The organism is Salinispirillum sp. LH 10-3-1 (assembly GCF_030643825.1).
Classification (GTDB): domain Bacteria; phylum Pseudomonadota; class Gammaproteobacteria; order Pseudomonadales; family Natronospirillaceae; genus Salinispirillum.
Genome location: NZ_CP101717.1, coordinates 1,228,304 through 1,246,381 on the forward strand (window position 1 = coordinate 1,228,304; position 18,078 = coordinate 1,246,381).

The following is an 18,078-nucleotide window of genomic DNA, read 5'->3' on the forward strand; positions in this document are numbered from 1 at the left end:
CTATCAAAGCCAGACCCATTGTACTATTGCGCACAATTTTATTGCATTACGGTGTCTGTTGATGAAAACCGCTGAAATACGCCAACGATTTCTGGATTTCTTTGCCCGCGAAGGGCATGAAATCGTGCCTTCTTCCAGCCTAGTACCTGCGAACGACCCTACTCTGTTGTTTACCAATGCGGGTATGAATCAGTTCAAAGATTTGTTTCTGGGTCAGGAAAAGCGGGCGTATACGCGAGCTACTTCTTCGCAGCGTGTCGTGCGCGCAGGCGGTAAACACAACGACCTTGAAAACGTGGGTTACACCGCACGGCATCACACCTTCTTCGAGATGCTGGGCAACTTCAGTTTTGGCGACTATTTCAAGCAAGACGCTATCGCTTTTGCGTGGCGTTTTTTGACGGTTGAGTTAGGCCTGCCGAAAGACCGTTTGTTAGTCACTATTTATGCCGACGATGATGAAGCCTTTGGTATTTGGGCGAACGACATCGGTGTGCCAGCTGAGCGTATTATTCGCATTGGAGACAACAAGGGTGCGCGCTACGCCTCTGATAACTTTTGGCAAATGGGCGACACCGGCCCTTGTGGCCCCTGTACTGAAATATTCTATGACCACGGTGACCATATTTGGGGTGGTCCTCCGGGTAGCCCGGAAGAAGATGGTGATCGTTTTATCGAAATCTGGAATGTGGTGTTCATGCAGTTCAACCGTCAGGCCGACGGCACCATGGACCCATTGCCCAAGCCCAGCGTGGATACTGGCATGGGACTGGAGCGTTTGGCTGCCATACTGCAAGGCGTGCATGCTAACTACGAAATAGACTTGTTTCAGAACTTGATTGCCGCTGCGGCCAAGGCCACAAACAGTGCGAACGATGACAATGCTTCGTTGCGCGTGCTGGCCGATCATATCCGCAGTTGTGCGTTCCTGATTGTCGACGGTGTGATGCCATCGAACGAGGGGCGCGGTTATGTATTGCGCCGTATCATTCGTCGTGCGGTTCGTCACGGTCACAAGCTCGGTTGTACGTCGGCTTTCTTCCACAAGCTGGTGTCGCCTTTGGTGAGTGAAATGGGAGAGGCCTATCCCGAGTTGGCAAAGGCGCAAGCACAGGTGGAGCGCATTCTGCTGCAAGAAGAAGATCAGTTTGCCAAGACGTTGGACAACGGTATGCGTTTACTCGAAGAAGCGATCGCAGGCTTGTCCGGCAGGGTTATTCCTGGTGCAACGGTATTTACCCTGTACGACACCTTCGGTTTTCCAGTGGACTTAACCGCTGACATCGCACGTGAGCGTGAGCTCGAACTCGACATGGAAGGTTTTGAAGCCGCCATGGAAGAGCAGCGAAATAAAGCGCGTCAAGCGAGCAAGTTTGGCTTGGATCTATCTAATCTGGTGGCTTTGGATACAGAGACACAGTTCGCTGGTTATGAGTTGTTGTCCGTGGCAGGCCGCGTGACCGACATACTCCGCGATGGACAGCGCGTTGATCAGCTCAACGCTGGCGAAGAGGGTGTCGTGGTTTTAGATGAGACCGCTTTCTATGCAGAGTCGGGTGGTCAAGTGGGCGATACCGGACAGCTGCGCGGTGACCAAGCAGTTTTTGAAGTGACCGACTGTCAGAAACAGGGTAAGGCGCATTTGCACATCGGTTCGCTGAGTACTGGCGCGTTGAAGGTCGGTGACGAACTTGGCAGTTTTGTAAATAGTAAACGTCGGCATATCACGGCGTTGCACCACAGTGCGACGCATTTGCTGCACGCGGCGTTGCGCACGGTGTTGGGCGAGCATGTGCAGCAGAAAGGCTCCTTGGTGACCGCCGATCGTCTGCGTTTCGACTTTTCTCATTTTGAAGCAGTGTCCGCCGAGCAGTGGCAGGCCATTGAGCAGATGGTGAATGAGCAAATTATGGCGAATACAGCCGTGCAAACGGAAGTGATGCCGATTGAGCAAGCGCGCGAAAAGGGCGCAATGGCGCTGTTTGGTGAAAAATACGATGACGAAGTGCGCGTACTCACCATGGGGACTGATCAGTTCTCAGTAGAGCTCTGTGGTGGTACTCATGTGCGCCGCACGGGCGATATAGGATTATTGAAAATCGTCTCGGAACAAGGGATATCAGCCGGCGTCCGACGAATTGAGGCAGTGGTTGGCCCCTGTGCCTTGCGTCTCGTTGAGCGAATGAGTGAGCAGCTGAGTGGTGCCAGTCAGTTGATCAAGGCAAAGCCTGAGCAGCTACTCGAGCGGTTAAACGGTATGGTGAAGCGCAGTCGTGAGCTGGAGAAAGAGGTTGAACGACTGCAGGGCAAGCTTGCTGCACAAGCTGGAGGGGACCTGGTGGCTTCTGCAGAAACGCTGGGGAGCGTGACATTGGTGGCGAGCCGGGTGACCGTGGCCGATGCTAAAGCCATGCGCGATATGGTTGACCAGCTGAAAAACAAGCTAGGCTCCGGCTTAGTGTTGTTGGTGGCTGAGCTCGACGGTAAGGTACAGTTAGCGGCCGGTGTTACAAAGGATCTACTGGGCCAGTGGCGCGCAGGCGATCTCGTTAATGTGGCTGCAGAAGCGGTGGGCGGTAAGGGCGGTGGCAAGCCTGATCTGGCCATGGCGGGCGGAAAAGACGTCGCAGCAATCGATAAAGCGGTTGCCGTGGCGCGTCAATGGGTGGTTGATCAGGTCGGTTAAGCCGACACAATAAAACTGTTGAGTCAAACTTCTCCGGCGGGCGCCGGAGACAAATACAGGAAACCAGGGTAATGGCGCTATATGTGCAGAAGTTTGGTGGCACGTCCGTTGGCAGTGTTGAGCGCATAGAAGGCGTTGCGGAAAAGATCAAAAAAGCGCGTGCTGAAGGACATGATATCGTCGTGGTTGTGTCTGCGATGTCAGGTGAGACCAATAGACTCATTGACTTGGCGCACCAAATTACCGATGAGCCAACACCGCGCGAGATGGATGCGTTGGTTTCAACGGGTGAGCAGGTGACCATCGCGTTGCTGTCTATGGCGTTGAATAAGCGCGGCTGCCCAGCGCGTTCCTACACTGGCTGGCAGGTGAGTATTAAGACCGACAGTGCGCACACCAAGGCGCGTATACAAGACATTGATGTCGAGCTGATGAAGAAAGACCTAGCTGCCGGACGCGTGGTTGTGGTGGCTGGTTTTCAGGGTGTCGACATTGACGGCAACATTACTACCCTGGGGCGTGGTGGCTCGGATACTACCGGTGTTGCATTGGCGGCGGCGTTGAAGGCCGACGAATGCCAAATTTACACCGATGTCGATGGTGTTTACACCACCGACCCTCGGGTCGTGCCCAAGGCGCAACGTATGAACAAAATTACCTTTGAAGAAATGCTGGAAATGGCCAGTCTGGGTTCTAAGGTTTTGCAAATTCGTTCGGTAGAATTCGCAGGTAAATACAACGTTCCTTTACGCGTGCTGTCTACGTTCAAAGACGGCCCGGGTACATTGATTACATTCGAGGAAGATAGCAAGATGGAACAGCCAGTCATCTCTGGAATCGCGTTTAATCGTGATGAAAGCAAGCTCACTGTGATGGGGGTGCCGGATATTCCTGGCGTGGCCTCGCGCATTCTGGGGCCAGTCAGTGCCGCGAATATAGAAGTGGACATGATCGTTCAGAACATCTCGGAAGAAGGTAATACCGACTTTACCTTTACCATCAACCGCGGCGACTTTAAGCGGGTAAAAGATATTCTGCAGCAGGTGTCTGATGATCTTGGTGCGCGCGAAGTGCGCGGCGACGACAAAATTGCTAAGGTGTCTATTGTAGGTGTTGGAATGCGCTCACACGCTGGCGTCGCTTCCAAAATGTTTGATGCTTTGGCCGCTGAGTCCATCAATATACAGTTGATCTCCACATCAGAGATTAAAATCTCGGTGGTTATTGAGGAAAAGTATCTAGAACTCGCTGTTCGGGCACTACATACAGCGTTTGGGCTTGATGCAGTAGAAGAAACGAACTAAAACAGATATTCTTGGTTGCTGCGCGATCGTGGAACCATTATTGGTTTGAGCTGCTAGCCCGTTTTTTACGGTGCTTTGCAGTTGTTATCCTACAGTACCGAAAGGTAGTGGCTCATAACAAAAGGGTTCTGGGACAGAATCCGATAACAGGAGACCGGAAAAGATGTTAATACTTACGCGCCGTGTAGGCGAAACACTTATGATAGGCGACGAAGTGACGGTCACCGTGCTTGGCGTCAAAGGAAATCAAGTACGTATCGGCGTCAACGCACCGAAGGATGTTGCGGTACACCGTGAAGAGATCTATCTGCGTATTCAGCGTGAGCTGGATGATCCGAGTGTGGGCGAAGACTAAGGCGTTGGTGTCGTTCAAGGCGCAATGTGCTAATCCATTAATTTTATTAAAGTTTTTCCTTTTAATTTAATTATTTCATGGTATTATGCGCCGCGTGATTCGGAGAGATGGCCGAGTGGCTGAAGGCGCGCCCCTGCTAAGGGCGTATGGGAGAAATCTCATCGAGGGTTCGAATCCCTCTCTCTCCGCCATCACATTGGTGGAAAAGCAAAAACATACTGCTCGCAGTTGTTGATGTTAGCAAAACTGTTATGCGCCCGTAGCTCAGCTGGATAGAGTACCTGGCTACGAACCAGGCGGTCGCACGTTCGAATCGTGCCGGGCGCGCCACTCCTTACCTAGGATTACAGGGTCCCTGATAGGGTTATCATCGTTGTACGCGCCCGTAGCTCAGCTGGATAGAGTACCTGGCTACGAACCAGGCGGTCGCACGTTCGAATCGTGCCGGGCGCGCCATTTCTTCTTGCTTTACTTTCCTTCGGCCCTAGTGGGCCTAGTCTCGGTAGCTATTCCGTTCTGCTCGTCTTTGTTTTTCTAGACTTTGGTCTATGTCCGCTGATTTTGTCTATTCAAATATCAGAAACTTTCAGTATTTCCTCGTTTTTACGATTTATCCGTAATTTTCTTTCATGAAGTCGTCTGTTTTGCGGCTAGATGAGCCGGATAAATACATTAAAAAATAGGTTAAAGTCGTCGAAAATACACTAAATGCTGTTAATGTGTCCCCATAATCAATTTTCCGGTTTCTCTGTGATCGTAATTCATAAGTGTGTTGCGAAATCCCTCTGCCTTGGGTAAAGTTGGCGCGGTTTCATATGTTTGATGTACCACGCGCTCTGCGCAAGGTGGTTGACCTCTCAATGTATGAAGGGTTGCAAGACGCTTTTTGACCAGAGGGATATTTCCTGATGTCCGACTTAATGCAAGAAGGCCTGGCGCTTATGGTGTTGGGAATGGGGACGGTGTTCACCTTCCTGATTATCCTGACTCTAGCGACTGGGTTTATGTCTGCAATTCTGCGGAAAACGTCACAGCCTGTGCCGCAGGCTGCCGGAGGCGGAAGAACGCAGAGTAGTCAGATGGAAAAAATTGCCGCTGTTGCAGCCGCTGCTAAAGCTGCACACGACCGATAAGAACCTGATTCAGTGTTAGGAAAAATGCCTCATGAGTACTAAGAATCCTGTAAAAATTACCGATGTCGTGTTGCGTGATGCACATCAGTCGCTGTTTGCGACGCGTCTGCGTCTCGACGACATGTTGCCAATTGCTGAGAAGCTGGACAAGGTTGGCTTCTGGTCCATTGAGTCATGGGGCGGTGCTACCTTTGATTCCTGCATTCGTTACTTGGGTGAAGACCCATGGGATCGCATTCGTGAACTGAAGAAAGCGATGCCGAATACACCACAGCAAATGCTGTTGCGGGGCCAGAACTTGCTCGGCTACCGTCATTATGCGGACGATGTAGTGGACAAGTTTGTTGAGCGAGCGGCGGTGAACGGTGTTGACGTTTTCCGAGTGTTCGACGCCATGAATGATCCGCGTAATCTCCAGCGTGCAATGGATGCGGTAAAAAAGCAGGGTAAACATGCGCAAGGCACAATTTCCTACACGACGTCGCCGGTGCACACCAAAGAAAGTTGGGTAACACTGGCTAAACAAATTGAAGATATGGGCGCTCAGTCGCTCGCCATCAAGGATATGTCCGGTATTCTGACGCCGTACGACGCCTTTGATTTGGTCACGCAGCTCAAAAAAGCTCTGGATATTCCGATCCAGTTGCACTGCCACGCCACAGCGGGCTTGTCCTCCATGACTATCTTGAAAGCCGTAGAGGCTGGCATCGATCACGTGGACACCGCTATCTCCTCTATGTCGATGACCTATGGCCATTCACCCACGGAATCCATTGTGGCTGCCTTGCAGGGCACCGATCGAGATCCTGGTTTTGATATTGAGTTGCTGGAAGAAATTGCTGCTTATTTCCGCGAAGTACGCAAGAAATACGCAGCGTTTGAAGGGGCACTGCGCGGTGTTGATTCGCGCATCTTGGTGGCACAGGTACCGGGCGGCATGTTGACCAACATGGAAAGCCAGTTAAAAGAGCAGGGTGCGGGTGACAAGTTCGACGAAGTATTGGCGGAAATACCCAAGGTACGTAAAGACCTGGGCTACATTCCTCTGGTCACGCCGACATCACAGATTGTCGGCACGCAAGCGGTACTGAACGTATTGACCGGTGAGCGCTACAAGAGCATCTCTAAAGAGACAGCGGCCATATTGAAAGGCGAATACGGTACTGCTCCGGCAGAGTTTGATGCCGAATTGCAGAAGCGGGTTTTAGACGGTGCCGAGCCGGTAACCTGCCGTCCTGCAGACTTGATTGAAGATGAGATGGATAAGTTGACGGCCGAAGTGAAGGAGCTTGCTAAGAAAGAAGGCTTCAAGCTGGCTGAAAACGTCGTCGATGATGTATTGACCTATGCACTATTCCCGCAGATCGGTTTGAAGTATTTGAAGAATCGTGGCAAGCCCGAAGCCTTTGAGCCTGTGCCCGTCGCAGCAGAAAAAGGTAGTAAGGCGGCAGCGCCCGCGAGCGCCGGAGATGGCAGCTACACGGTGACGCTGGAAGGCAAGAAATACGTGGCTAGCGTTGCGGCAGACGGTAAGGTCGCGGTGACTGTTAACGGCCGCACCTACGATATGACGGTGGCTGAAGGCGCCGATGCGGGTGCTTCTGGAACCAGTCCTAGTGCTGGCGACGGTGAACCCATCGCGGCTCCGCTGACCGGTAATATTTTTAAGATCCTGGTCGCTGCCGGCGATAGCGTTGAAGAAGGCGATACCGTAATCATTCTCGAAGCTATGAAGATGGAAACTGAGGTCAAAGCTGCCAAGGCTGGTACGGTCAGTCGTATAGCGGTCAAAGAGGGTGATTCTGTCAATGTTGGCGACGTATTGCTGGAACTATAGGGAGTCATCATGGAGAAGTTATTAAAACTGGTCGGTGACTCCGGACTCGCGAATCTAGAGTTTGGCCAAGCGGCGATGATCATCGTCGGGTTAATATTGTTGTATTTAGCGATCGCGAAGCGGTTCGAGCCTCTGCTGCTGGTGCCAATCGGTTTTGGGGCAATATTGGTCAATATCCCTGGAGCCGGGATGGGTGCGCCGCCGATCTATGACGACATGGGAGAGCTGGTTTCATACGGGGGTTTGCTCTATTACATTTTCAAACTCGGTATTGAAACCGGGATTTTCCCCCTATTGATCTTTTTAGGCGTGGGTGCCATGACCGATTTCGGCCCCATGTTGGCGAACCCCAAAACCTTACTGTTAGGTGCGGCGGCCCAATTTGGTATCTTCGGAACCGTTATTGGGGCGCTTTTGCTGAATGAGACTGGTTGGGTGTCTTACTCTCTCGAGCAAGCGGCGGCCATAGGGATCATCGGTGGGGCGGACGGCCCGACGTCCATCTATGTCTCCAGTCAGCTGGCGCCGGAGCTACTCGGTGCTATTGCTGTGGCAGCTTATGCATATATGGCCTTGGTGCCTATTCTGCAGCCGCCAATTATGCGGGCGCTGACCACTAAGAAGGAGCGGGTTATTGTGATGACTCAGTTGCGTCCAGTCGGAAAGGTTGAAAAGATTGCCTTCCCACTGGTCTTGCTGATTCTGGTAGCGATGTTTCTGCCTGCTGCCGCGCCTCTGTTGGGTATGTTCTGCTTGGGCAACTTGATGCGCGAGTCCGGGGTGGTGGATCGTTTGAGTGATACGGCGCAAAATGCCTTGATCAATATCGTGACCATCTTTCTGGGGCTCGGGGTTGGTTCAAAGCTGGATGCTGAGTCGTTTTTGAACATGCAGACTGCCGGTATTATGATTCTTGGTATTGTCGCGTTCTGTGCGGGTACAGCCACGGGTGTGCTGATGGCCAAGTTGATGAATACGGTTTCAACGAACAAGCTGAATCCTTTGATTGGTGCGGCGGGTGTGTCGGCGGTGCCAATGGCAGCTCGAGCGGTCAATAAGGTGGGTCTGCAAGCAAATAATCAAAACTTCCTGTTGATGCATGCCATGGGTCCGAACGTTGCCGGGGTCATTGGTTCTGCAGTCGCTGCGGGTGTTATGTTGAGCTTTCTGAGCTGATCGACCGTGTGGTTGATAAAAGCCGCCGTCAGGCGGCTTTTTTTATGCCGAAGTACAGGCTTGCATTGTCTTCCTTTCAAAGAAATGTAATTCCCCTTGCATGGTATTACCGCAGGTCCCTGTATTACGGTATGCTTCCCTGAATTAACACCGAGCTTGATAGGAGATTTGCATGTTAATGCCTTGGATGACCATCATCCTGATTGGCACCATTGTGTTGCTGACAGTGGTGGTGCACTTGCTGCCGCGGTCGCCACAAATTGCTTCCCAGGCTCCTTCTATTCTGACCACGCTGGGCATCTTTGGGACCTTCATTGGTGTCGCTTTGGGGTTGTATCAGTTTGATGCGATGGCGGTTGAGGATAGTGTGCCGTCGCTGTTGGAAGGTCTGAAAACAGCATTTTGGAGCTCCATCGCTGGTTTGTTGGGGGCATTGACGGTCAAAATACGCTATGCCATGGCGGACATGATGCGGCCAGTCGATGCTAAGGCTGACAGCCCAGTGACGGCGATGATCGCTGCAGTTGAGCAGCAAACGAAAGATGCAGATACCCATTTCAAAAGCTTGATTGCCGAGACGAAAGCAAACAGCGAGCAGCTGGCGCGCCACCAAACAGATATGGTCGAGGCTAATACTAAGGCGTTGTCTGCAGCTATCAAAGAAATCATCAGTGATTTCAATGCCAGAATTGAGGTGCAATACGGAGACAATTTCAAAAACCTGAATGAGTCTGTAGGGCGAATGTTGGAATGGCAGACTAAGAATCATGACACCACCAGGGCCATTGTTGCTGAGCTTGAGAGGGCCACTGGCCAAATGTCTCAGGCTACAGCGTCCTACGAGCGACTGATGATGCAGACCCAGTCCTTTAGCAATGTAGCAGAGGGTATGGAGGCGCTCCTTACGGGCCTGAATCAGCAAAGTGAGCAGTTAGCTCAGTATCTCTCTTCGATGTCCGGCATGGTGCAGGAGGCGCAACGCGGCTTACCTGACCTAGAAGAGCGTATTGGGGCGTTAACCACTGGGCTGTCCAGTGCGCTCACACAGCAAAACCAGGAAATGAGCCGTGTGATAGAGCAGACCGGAAAGCTGTGGCTAGAAACATCCGGTAAGTTGGCTACGGAGCTGTCTGATGGCGTTACGCATGTACAGCAGAAATTAGTCGACCAAGCTGGTCGCGCGTTGACGCAATCTGAAACTCAACTGCAACAATTGGAAGACATGCTGCAGGCGCAGTTGACTCAGTCGCTTCAAACGTTTGGTTATCAGCTGACGGCCTTGTCTGAAAAGTTTGTGAATGATTATACACCGCTCACCGAGCGTCTGCGCACGCTCTTAGTGGCGGTTGAAAGCAGTACGGGTGCGAAAAAATGACACCGTTTGAAGCCGAAAACGAAGAACACTGGCTCTCCGTATCGGATCTAATGGCTGGGTTGATGATGGTGTTTCTTTTGGTGGCCGTTATTTTTATGGTTAATGCCGAGCGGGAACGGCGCACCATCACTGATGTGGCGCTGCTTTATGAGCGTTTGCGCTTGGACTTGTATCAGGATCTGCTGACGGAGTTTGAAGCTGACTTGCCGCGTTGGGGTGCAGAGCTGGATGACGATCTGACCTTTCGTTTTACGCGCAACGACCTATTGTTTGATCGTGGTGACAATGCGATTCAGCCGCAGTTTGCCGCTATTTTGGAAGACTTCTTTCCGCGCTATGTGAACATCATTTATCGCGAAAAGTACCGTGATGACATTCGTGAGGTGCGGATAGAGGGTCATACGGATTCAACGTGGGGAGGCTTGGGTGCCGACGAGGCCTATATTCGCAACATGGAGCTGTCACAAGCGCGCACAAGAACCACGGCCGCATATCTGTTGGCGCTGCCACAGCTGGACGGAATGAAAGACTGGCTCAAAGAGAACCTGACGGCCAATGGCTTGTCATCGTCTAAACTGATTCTTGACCCAGATGGACAAGAAGACGAGGTGCGCTCGCGCCGTGTGGAGTTTCGTGTTGTCACGGATGCCGATCAGCGCATAGAAGAAATCTTGCAGAGGGCACGCTGATGCAGTTGCCTGATTTTCTGGATTTCGACGCCTTTAACGAGTTGCGTGATCGTATGGGGGCGGACAAGCTGGGTTATTTTGAGGTCTTCGACCCGCGGCGTCACTTAACCGGCGAGGAGCGCAGTGACTTGCGCACGCACGGGGTAACGGTTCGCCGTGAACAGCTCTTCTTTCTTGGCGACCATACGCTAGCCTACAAGAACTCTCGTGTTGGCGTGGTGGTCGGTAAAGTGCTGCATGTGACGCGCTGTAAACACCTGAGCAACTTTGTTGAGGGGCTTGCTGTGGGGGACGACGCCCCAATAGCGGAAGACATAATCGCGTGCAGGGAGTGTCTGCACCTGTTGCGCTTTGAAGGTATCGACCTGGAAAAAGAGCGTAAGCACCATCACAATGAGAAAATCATCGCGCAGTTTCGTTTAGCGCTGTTCTATGAAACCTACGCAGACTACCCATTGTATGAACGTCAGCATGTGCGACATCCTCTTTGACCGTATTCCTGTTAGTTCCGTAAGCTATTGGAATTCCAGAAAAAAATCCGTAGAAACGTTTGACATGCCCGCAGAATGGATTACAATGCGCCTCACTTTTTCGGAGCTTTAAAGTCCGATTGGGTGTGTAGCTCAGCTGGGAGAGCATCGCCCTTACAAGGCGAGGGTCAGCGGTTCGATCCCGTTCACACCCACCATTTGCGGACCGGTAGTTCAGTTGGTTAGAATGCCGGCCTGTCACGCCGGAGGTCGCGGGTTCGAGTCCCGTCCGGTCCGCCATTTACTTAAAGACCTAAGCAGTCTGAAAGTAAATAAGAATGGTTTTGGCTAGGTGAAGAAAGAGTACGCGTAACATGGTGTGGGTGTGTAGCTCAGCTGGGAGAGCATCGCCCTTACAAGGCGAGGGTCAGCGGTTCGATCCCGTTCACACCCACCATTTGCGGACCGGTAGTTCAGTTGGTTAGAATGCCGGCCTGTCACGCCGGAGGTCGCGGGTTCGAGTCCCGTCCGGTCCGCCATTCGTTTCGTTAAAAATGAAACGAAAAAGGAAGCGTCGAGCTTCCAGCCTGGTGACAAAGGCGACTTGTGGTAAACGCAAGTGTTACTGTAAAAACATCTTTTCAGATGTCTCGCGATACAGTTTGGGTGTGTAGCTCAGCTGGGAGAGCATCGCCCTTACAAGGCGAGGGTCAGCGGTTCGATCCCGTTCACACCCACCATTCGCGGACCGGTAGTTCAGTTGGTTAGAATGCCGGCCTGTCACGCCGGAGGTCGCGGGTTCGAGTCCCGTCCGGTCCGCCATTTCCTTTCAGTAATACACAACAGCTCGCGGTTTTCTAAGCTGTGAGTACTGTCTCTTAATATCCTTCCTGCTTTATGTTACCTTGGCCTGTCGGCAATATTTATTGTTATATAGAATAATACTTTCAGCTAGGTAAGGGTCATCATCGCCATGGTTCGTTCTTTATGTGTACAGAGCCTCCGTCTTGTTTCACTCGCTGGGTTTCTGCTCATTGGCTTATCTGCGAGTGCAGACACCAGTCGTTATACGGCGCAGGGCGCCACTGTTATTGACCGTGAAAGCGGCCTGCAATGGATGCGTTGCAATTTCGGCCAGCAGTGGAGTGGTAGCACTTGTACCGGTACTCCAGTGACCTTTCGCTGGCAAGACGCACGTATGGCGGCTGTGCAGCTAAATCGAGATGGCGGATACGAAGGGTATGCTGATTGGCGACTACCAACGCTCGATGAGCTGCTGTCGCTTGTTTACTGCTCATCCGGACAGCCGGCCACGTTCAAAGGCACTAATCGAGCTGGTTGTAGTGGTCGCCATGACACGCCAACCATCGTGGCAAGCCTGTTTCCCGGCACAGTAGAAGGTTGGTACTGGACATCGACTTCCTCAAGCGGTGACCTGGCATGGAGTGTCGCGTTCCATTACGGCTATGCGGATGTCGATTACAAGAGTTTTAACGAAACGGTTAGGCTGGTTCGCACTGCGGATTAGTCAGCCCTGCTGTGTGTAAAGTGCCAGAGTAGTGGATGAATCGCGGTGTTATTCAGTCTTAGCTCAGCGTTTATTGCTTGGTATTCAATAATGCTTCCAAGTTTGCAGCTGAGCGGTCCATTACTGGTCGATAGATGCTAATTTAAACGCACGTTTGAATTCTTCGCAGGATGGTACCGGCTATGCATTTCCCTACATTGTTTTCGCCACTTGACCTCGGCCCGTTCACGGTGCCCAATCGACTGATAATGGGCTCTATGCACACGGGATTGGAGGAGTCCCCCAAGCATTTTGGTCGACTCGCCGAGTTCTTCCGATCTCGTGCTGCTGGCGGTGCCGCATTGATTATCACAGGCGGGGTGTCGCCCTCTGATGCGGGTCGAGCAATGCCGGGTGGTGCTGCGATGCTGACGGAAGCCGACGTAGAATTGCATCGGTGTATCCCTGATGCGGTCCATCAAGCCGGTGGCCGTATCTGCTTGCAGTTGTTGCATACTGGTCGTTACGGCTTTCACCCCAAGGTCATCAGTTCAACGAACGCGCAGGCGCCCATATCGCCGTTTCAGCCTCATGCCCTCAGCGCTGAAGAGATTCAGGCCGAAATTGCCAGCTTTGCGGAGGCATCTCGCCTAGCCGAAATGGCGGGTTACGATGGCGTGGAGATCATGGGGTCCGAAGGGTACTTCATTAATCAGTTTACCTCGCCCGCCCTCAATGATCGAACGGATGAGTGGGGCGGCAGCGCAGACAACCGACAGCGCTTGGCAGTAGAAATAGTGAAAGCTGTTAAGGCCGTTGTGAGCGATAACTTCCTCATCATCTTCCGAATTTCCTTGTTGGATCTCGTACCAAAAGGAACGCCTTGGAGTGAAGTGGCTTCTCTAGCTAAGAAATTGGAAGCTGAAGGAGTGCATCTATTGAATTCGGGTATTGGTTGGCATGAATCGCGGGTGCCTACCATTGCCTCTATGGTGCCCCACGCGGCATTCAAAGATGCGACATCTCGTTTGAAATCCATTGTTGGTATCCCGGTCGCAGTAACCAATCGCATCAATATGCCAGACCAGGCCGAAGCTCTGCTGGCCGAAGGCCTTGCCGATATGGCAACCATGGCGCGGCCGTGGCTGGCGGATGCTAATTGGGGTGTAAAGGCAGAGCAGGGGCATGCTGAAGAAATCAACACCTGTATCGGCTGTAACCAAGCGTGCCTAGATCACGTCTTTGTGGGTAAATCAGTAACTTGTTTGGTCAACCCTTATGCCTTAAACGAACATAAATTGCAGGTTGTACCTGCTGCTGTACCGAAGTCTATCGCGGTCATTGGCGGCGGTGTGGCGGGTATGTCAGCAGCCGTTGAAGCGGCTGAGCGGGGGCATAAGGTCAGTTTGTATGAGCGCAATGAAACTTTGGGGGGGCAGTTCTTATTGGCAGCGGCCATCCCAGGTAAAGAAGACTATGCGCAGACATTGCGTTACTTCAAGGCTCGTTTAGCTGCATTGGGCGTGACGGTTCACCTAGGTGTAGAGGTGACTGCGCAGGATCTGAAGGAGGCGGGTGTGTCTACGGTGATCTTGGCGACCGGTGTGCGTCCGCGTGTGCCTGAATTGCCAGGAGTCGAGCGTGCGAACGTCGTTCGTTATGACCAACTGTTAAGTGGTGAGGTGGCTCCCGCCAGCAGTGTGGCCGTTATTGGTGCGGGTGGCATCGGCTTTGATGTCTGTGAGTTTTTGTTGCATTGTGATGCGCCGGTTACCGCAACGAAAGACTTCTTACAGCACTGGGGCATTGACTGCGAAGATGACGCACAAGGAGGCTTGGTGAAGCCGCAACCGCAGCATGCACATCGCCGTATTGTGCTCTGCCAGCGTTCTACCACAAAGCCCGGCAAGTCATTAGGTAAAACAACCGGATGGATTCATCGCACGGCATTGCGTATGGGTGGTGTGGAGCATTTGGTTGGCGTGGAATATTTGCGCATTGATGATGAGGGTCTGTGGTATCGCTTGGATGGTGTCGAGCAATGCCTTGCCGTTGAACAGGTGGTCTTGTGCAGTGGTCAGGTCTCTGAATTAGGTTTGCAAGAAAGCCTTATTGAGGCTGGACTTGGGGTGCACGTGATCGGCGGTGCGGACAAGGCTGCAGAGCTGGACGCTAAGCGCGCCATTCGTCAGGGCGTTGATGTGGTAATGGCGCTGTCTGCTTAAATGCGCTTGCAGATTGTACCCTGAGTGCACACGTGCATAATGTGAACTAACTTTTCGCAACAGCACGGAGTAACGTGTGCATTCAGAGGCAGTCTTCTTCTTCACCGACGGGCAAGTGAGCAAGGAAATGCTTTACAGTGAGTTTGCCGCAGTGCTCGACGGTGTGGTACCACTGCCGCATTTCTCCAACACCGTCGTAATGGCCGTCTATTTGCAACTGGACGAACAGTTGAATGTTACTGCATTGGTGTTCTTCGTACTCGCTTTTGACCGTGTCGGTCGTGTTGATCCGAAGTGGAATGTGCCGTTGCGCGAAATGGCCGCGCGCGGAAAGCCAGGGCCTCGCTTAGGCCGAACATCGCCGGCCCTTATCTGTCGAACGCAAGGGCCAACTCGATTCCTTGAGCACTTATGGGAACCTTTCGGGCGCGCTGTGCATGACCCTTATCGAGAGATAGAGCGAGTTCTGCGGCGCAATCGGTTGGGCTTGATGCCTGCCCGTGCGCTGGTAGATGACGATGTTCCAGTGCTGACCAGTGTGGCCGTTGATGATCCAAGCAGCGGCGCACGCCTGGCTGTGATGGAGAGGGAATTAAAGGCCGCCCGGGAACGCGTTCGTCATTATCAGCATCGAGACGAGCAATGGCAGCGCAAAGTCAGAGGGCTGGAGCAGGAATTGGAAGCGGTGCAACAGAACCTGCAGTCGGCTAAGGCCCTGAACCAACGGCTTGAACAGCACGTCAGGCAACTCAAAGCTGAATACAGTAAACGCCTAAAGGCTAAAAAGCGCGCTGAAGCAGGCTAAACGTGTTGCAAGCCTTGCCCCATCCATTGTTGGTTCAACATGAGGTTGCTCTGTTTATCTGGCGGGAGGACCTGAACCACGCCATCATTTCAGGAAATAAGTGGCACAAACTTCAGCCATGGCTGCGAGCGGCGGAAGCTAAACAAATTCGCCATCTTATGTCATTCGGTGGTCGCCACTCGAATCATCTGCATGCTTTGGCTTTCGCGTGTCATCAACGCCATTGGCGCAGCACTGGCTGGGTGCGCGGGCACGCTACGCAAGGTATGACTGCAACCCTGTCCGATTGTTTACGCTGGGGTATGCGGTTGCACTTCGTCTCACGACATCAATACAGGCAACGTCATTCTCCCGCTTGGTTTGCTAATGCTCACGCCCAATGGCCAGAAGCGCTTATTGTGCCGGAAGGTGGTACGAGTGAGCTCGGGGTGTCTGGTGTGAAGGCCTGGGGGCTGGCGATGGCCGCGCATCTGCCTGCCCAGGCATCGATCATGGTGCCGGTCGGTTCAGGCGGGACCTTAGCGGGCCTGTCGCGGGCTTTGGCGACTCGGTTTGACATCGTGGCCGTGCCCGTGTTCAAAGCGTGGCAAGGGCACTTGGCGGAGCTTAGTCGAACCTACCAGCTGCCATCGGTGCAAGTCTGGCCGGGTGCTGGTAAAGGTTTTGGGCGAACTTCGGCTGAAGAAGCTGCTTTCGATGCATTTTTTTGCCAGCAGTTCGGTTTATTGTTAGACCCTGTTTATACCTTGAAAGTCGCATGGCAGTTTTGGCGTCGCCTCGTGGCGGGCGAAATACCCCAAGGCTCTACATGGGTGTTGCTTCATACGGGCGGCCTGCAAGGGCGCCGGGATTGGGAAACGGCCGCCAAGCGCGTACAATGACGCCAAACATTGAAAGGTAGACCAAACTTTGCAGATTCACTGGTATCCGGGCCACATGCACAAGGCCCAGCGGAAGATCCGCGAAATTATCCATCAAGTGGATGTGATGATTGAAGTGCTGGACGCTCGTCTGCCTTTGGCCAGCCGTAATTCCTTGCTGGAAGAAATTCGTGGCGATAAGCCCTGTCTGATGATTTTAAACAAGACCGACCTAGCCGATGCGTCCGTCACAAAAAAATGGCTGGCGTGGTACAACCAGCAGAGTGGTATCACTGCCTATGCGACGCATACGGGTGAGCGGCGGCGTCTGCAAGACATTCCTCAACTGTGTAAGGACATGGTGCCGCGGCGCGGTATACCCGGCAAACCGGTGCGTGCTCTCATTGCCGGTATTCCTAACGTGGGTAAGTCCACGCTGATCAATGCACTTGCCGGGCGCAAGGTTGCTAACACCGGCAATGAACCTGCAGTAACCAAAAACCAGCAAAAGGTCGCCGCTGGCAAGTATTTTCAGTTGCTGGACACGCCCGGCATCATGCAGCCATCGCCCGGTGATGTTCTGGCCGGTTATCGGCTGGCCACCAGTGGTGCTATTCGCGCCACCGCTATGGAGTTCGAAGAGGTGGCGCTGTTCGCTGTCGATTATTTGTTGCAGCGCTATTCGGGGGCTCTTGCCAAGCGCTACCAGGTTGACGAGGCCAGTGATGATGCGAGCTTGGTATTGGCCGAGATCGCGCAGCGCCGTGGCTGTATTCGCGATGGCGATATCGACTTGCATAAGGCCAGTGAGATCGTGTTGAACGAGCTACGCGCCGGAAAACTGGGCCGTATCAGTTTGGAAGAGCCGAACCGGCAGCTACCCTATCGGCTGCTGCCGCCAGAAGAGCCGACCGAGCCCGAGTCGGACGAGAGCGCTTAGATTCTGAGCGAGCGCCCACCGTCTATGGCCAGGCTGGCCCCGGTCAGATAGTCGTTGGACAAAATAAAGTCCACCGCTTGTACAACCGGTTCAAAACCACCGAGCGTTGCCAAGGGTGTAGCGGCCAACACCTTTTCTTTGGCGGCTTCCGAGTGCTCGGGCAGGAATGCCAACGGTCCGGGTTGAATGGCGTTAACCCGCACGTCCGGCGCCAGTGTTTGTGCGTAGCTGTCGTTGAGACTTTGTAGGCCAGCCTTGCTGGCACAGTAAAGGCTAAACGTCGGGTTAGGCTTCTTCACGTAGATATCGGTTATGTGAATGATGTTGCCATGGCGCTGGGTGCTGGCGCGTAAATTGGCACTGAATACTTCATTTAAGACATAGGGCACCTGCATGTGCACGCAGGTGAACAGTGCTAAGTCGGACAGGCCTTGAACGTGGTTGTCTGCGGTTGGCTTAAAAGCCGATGCATTGTGAATGAGTACGTCGATGGATGGGTACTTTTCGGCTTTTTGTGTGGCCCAGTGCTGCACTGCAGTTAGGTCGGTCAGCTCAAGCTCTGTGATGTCAGCACCTTGTGCACGCAGCTCTTCCAACTCAGGATAGTGACTACGAAAGGTTCCCACCACTTGGTCGCCTTGAGCTAGAAAATGCTGAGCTAATGCTAAGCCGAGACGTCGGCCAACACCGGTAATGACTACCACCATAAAACACTT

Annotated in this window: 15 protein-coding genes and 9 tRNA genes; 23 read left to right on the top strand and 1 reads right to left on the bottom strand. The window is 52.9% G+C overall.

What is annotated here, in order from left to right; translation table 11 throughout:
* Positions 1–61 precede the first annotated feature (61 nt).
* The 23 genes from alaS to ylqF all read left to right on the top strand — a co-directional run bounded on the left by alaS (position 62) and on the right by ylqF (position 17,362).
* A complete protein-coding gene (gene alaS, locus NFC81_RS05465; protein ID WP_370529893.1) occupies positions 62–2,686 on the top strand; it encodes an alanine--tRNA ligase in 2,625 nt (874 codons plus the stop codon).
* 71 nt (positions 2,687–2,757) lie between these two features.
* Complete coding sequence (locus NFC81_RS05470) at positions 2,758–3,990, top strand: aspartate kinase (protein ID WP_304996528.1); 1,233 nt, start codon at positions 2,758–2,760, stop codon at positions 3,988–3,990.
* Positions 3,991–4,153: 163 nt separating this feature from the next.
* Positions 4,154–4,345 carry a carbon storage regulator CsrA gene (csrA, locus tag NFC81_RS05475; RefSeq protein ID WP_304996529.1) on the top strand — a complete coding sequence of 64 codons (192 nt, stop codon included), beginning with the start codon at positions 4,154–4,156 and terminating at the stop codon, positions 4,343–4,345.
* A 101-nt stretch (positions 4,346–4,446) separates the two neighbouring features.
* Positions 4,447–4,536 (top strand) — tRNA-Ser (locus NFC81_RS05480).
* A gap of 62 nt (positions 4,537–4,598) precedes the next feature.
* Positions 4,599–4,675, top strand: a tRNA-Arg gene (locus NFC81_RS05485).
* A gap of 49 nt (positions 4,676–4,724) precedes the next feature.
* Positions 4,725–4,801: transfer RNA gene (locus NFC81_RS05490), tRNA-Arg, on the top strand.
* Positions 4,802–5,253: 452 nt separating this feature from the next.
* On the top strand, positions 5,254–5,478 hold the full coding sequence (locus NFC81_RS05495) for an OadG family protein (RefSeq protein WP_304996530.1): 225 nt from the start codon (positions 5,254–5,256) through the stop codon (positions 5,476–5,478).
* 31 nt (positions 5,479–5,509) lie between these two features.
* Positions 5,510–7,315, top strand: coding sequence for a sodium-extruding oxaloacetate decarboxylase subunit alpha (gene oadA / locus NFC81_RS05500; protein ID WP_304996531.1), 1,806 nt, complete (start codon positions 5,510–5,512; stop codon positions 7,313–7,315).
* A gap of 9 nt (positions 7,316–7,324) precedes the next feature.
* Positions 7,325–8,491, top strand: coding sequence for a sodium ion-translocating decarboxylase subunit beta (locus NFC81_RS05505; protein WP_304996532.1), 1,167 nt, complete (start codon positions 7,325–7,327; stop codon positions 8,489–8,491).
* 172 nt (positions 8,492–8,663) lie between these two features.
* Entirely contained in the window at positions 8,664–9,866 is a 1,203-nt protein-coding gene (locus tag NFC81_RS05510) for a hypothetical protein (protein WP_304996533.1), read from the top strand.
* On the top strand, positions 9,863–10,555 hold the full coding sequence (locus tag NFC81_RS05515) for an OmpA family protein (RefSeq protein WP_304996534.1): 693 nt from the start codon (positions 9,863–9,865) through the stop codon (positions 10,553–10,555). Before NFC81_RS05510 ends, NFC81_RS05515 begins: the two co-directional genes overlap by 4 nt.
* Complete coding sequence (locus tag NFC81_RS05520; protein ID WP_304996535.1) at positions 10,555–11,046, top strand: hypothetical protein; 492 nt, start codon at positions 10,555–10,557, stop codon at positions 11,044–11,046. The genes NFC81_RS05515 and NFC81_RS05520 overlap by 1 nt, the downstream gene beginning before the upstream one ends.
* Before the next feature lie 121 nt (positions 11,047–11,167).
* Positions 11,168–11,243, top strand: a tRNA-Val gene (locus tag NFC81_RS05525).
* Between the two features lie 5 nt (positions 11,244–11,248).
* Positions 11,249–11,325, top strand: a tRNA-Asp gene (locus tag NFC81_RS05530).
* An 81-nt stretch (positions 11,326–11,406) separates the two neighbouring features.
* Positions 11,407–11,482: transfer RNA gene (locus tag NFC81_RS05535), tRNA-Val, on the top strand.
* Positions 11,483–11,487: 5 nt separating this feature from the next.
* Positions 11,488–11,564 (top strand) — tRNA-Asp (locus NFC81_RS05540).
* Positions 11,565–11,689: 125 nt separating this feature from the next.
* Positions 11,690–11,765: transfer RNA gene (locus NFC81_RS05545), tRNA-Val, on the top strand.
* A 5-nt stretch (positions 11,766–11,770) separates the two neighbouring features.
* Positions 11,771–11,847 (top strand) — tRNA-Asp (locus tag NFC81_RS05550).
* 151 nt (positions 11,848–11,998) lie between these two features.
* Positions 11,999–12,553, top strand: a complete 555-nt coding sequence (locus NFC81_RS05555) for a DUF1566 domain-containing protein (RefSeq protein ID WP_304996536.1) — start codon at positions 11,999–12,001, stop codon at positions 12,551–12,553.
* Between the two features lie 182 nt (positions 12,554–12,735).
* On the top strand, positions 12,736–14,757 hold the full coding sequence (locus tag NFC81_RS05560; protein WP_304996537.1) for an NADPH-dependent 2,4-dienoyl-CoA reductase: 2,022 nt from the start codon (positions 12,736–12,738) through the stop codon (positions 14,755–14,757).
* A gap of 76 nt (positions 14,758–14,833) precedes the next feature.
* Positions 14,834–15,562 (top strand): hypothetical protein, encoded by a 729-nt coding sequence (locus tag NFC81_RS05565; RefSeq protein WP_304996538.1) that lies wholly within the window; start codon positions 14,834–14,836, stop codon positions 15,560–15,562.
* A gap of 2 nt (positions 15,563–15,564) precedes the next feature.
* A complete protein-coding gene (locus tag NFC81_RS05570; protein ID WP_304996539.1) occupies positions 15,565–16,443 on the top strand; it encodes a pyridoxal-phosphate dependent enzyme in 879 nt (292 codons plus the stop codon).
* Between the two features lie 28 nt (positions 16,444–16,471).
* Entirely contained in the window at positions 16,472–17,362 is an 891-nt protein-coding gene (gene ylqF, locus NFC81_RS05575; protein WP_304996540.1) for a ribosome biogenesis GTPase YlqF, read from the top strand.
* Here ylqF and NFC81_RS05580 read toward each other — a convergent pair.
* Positions 17,359–18,069, bottom strand: coding sequence for an SDR family oxidoreductase (locus NFC81_RS05580; RefSeq protein ID WP_304996541.1), 711 nt, complete (start codon positions 18,067–18,069; stop codon positions 17,359–17,361). The genes ylqF and NFC81_RS05580 overlap by 4 nt on opposite strands.
* Positions 18,070–18,078: the final 9 nt, after the last annotated feature.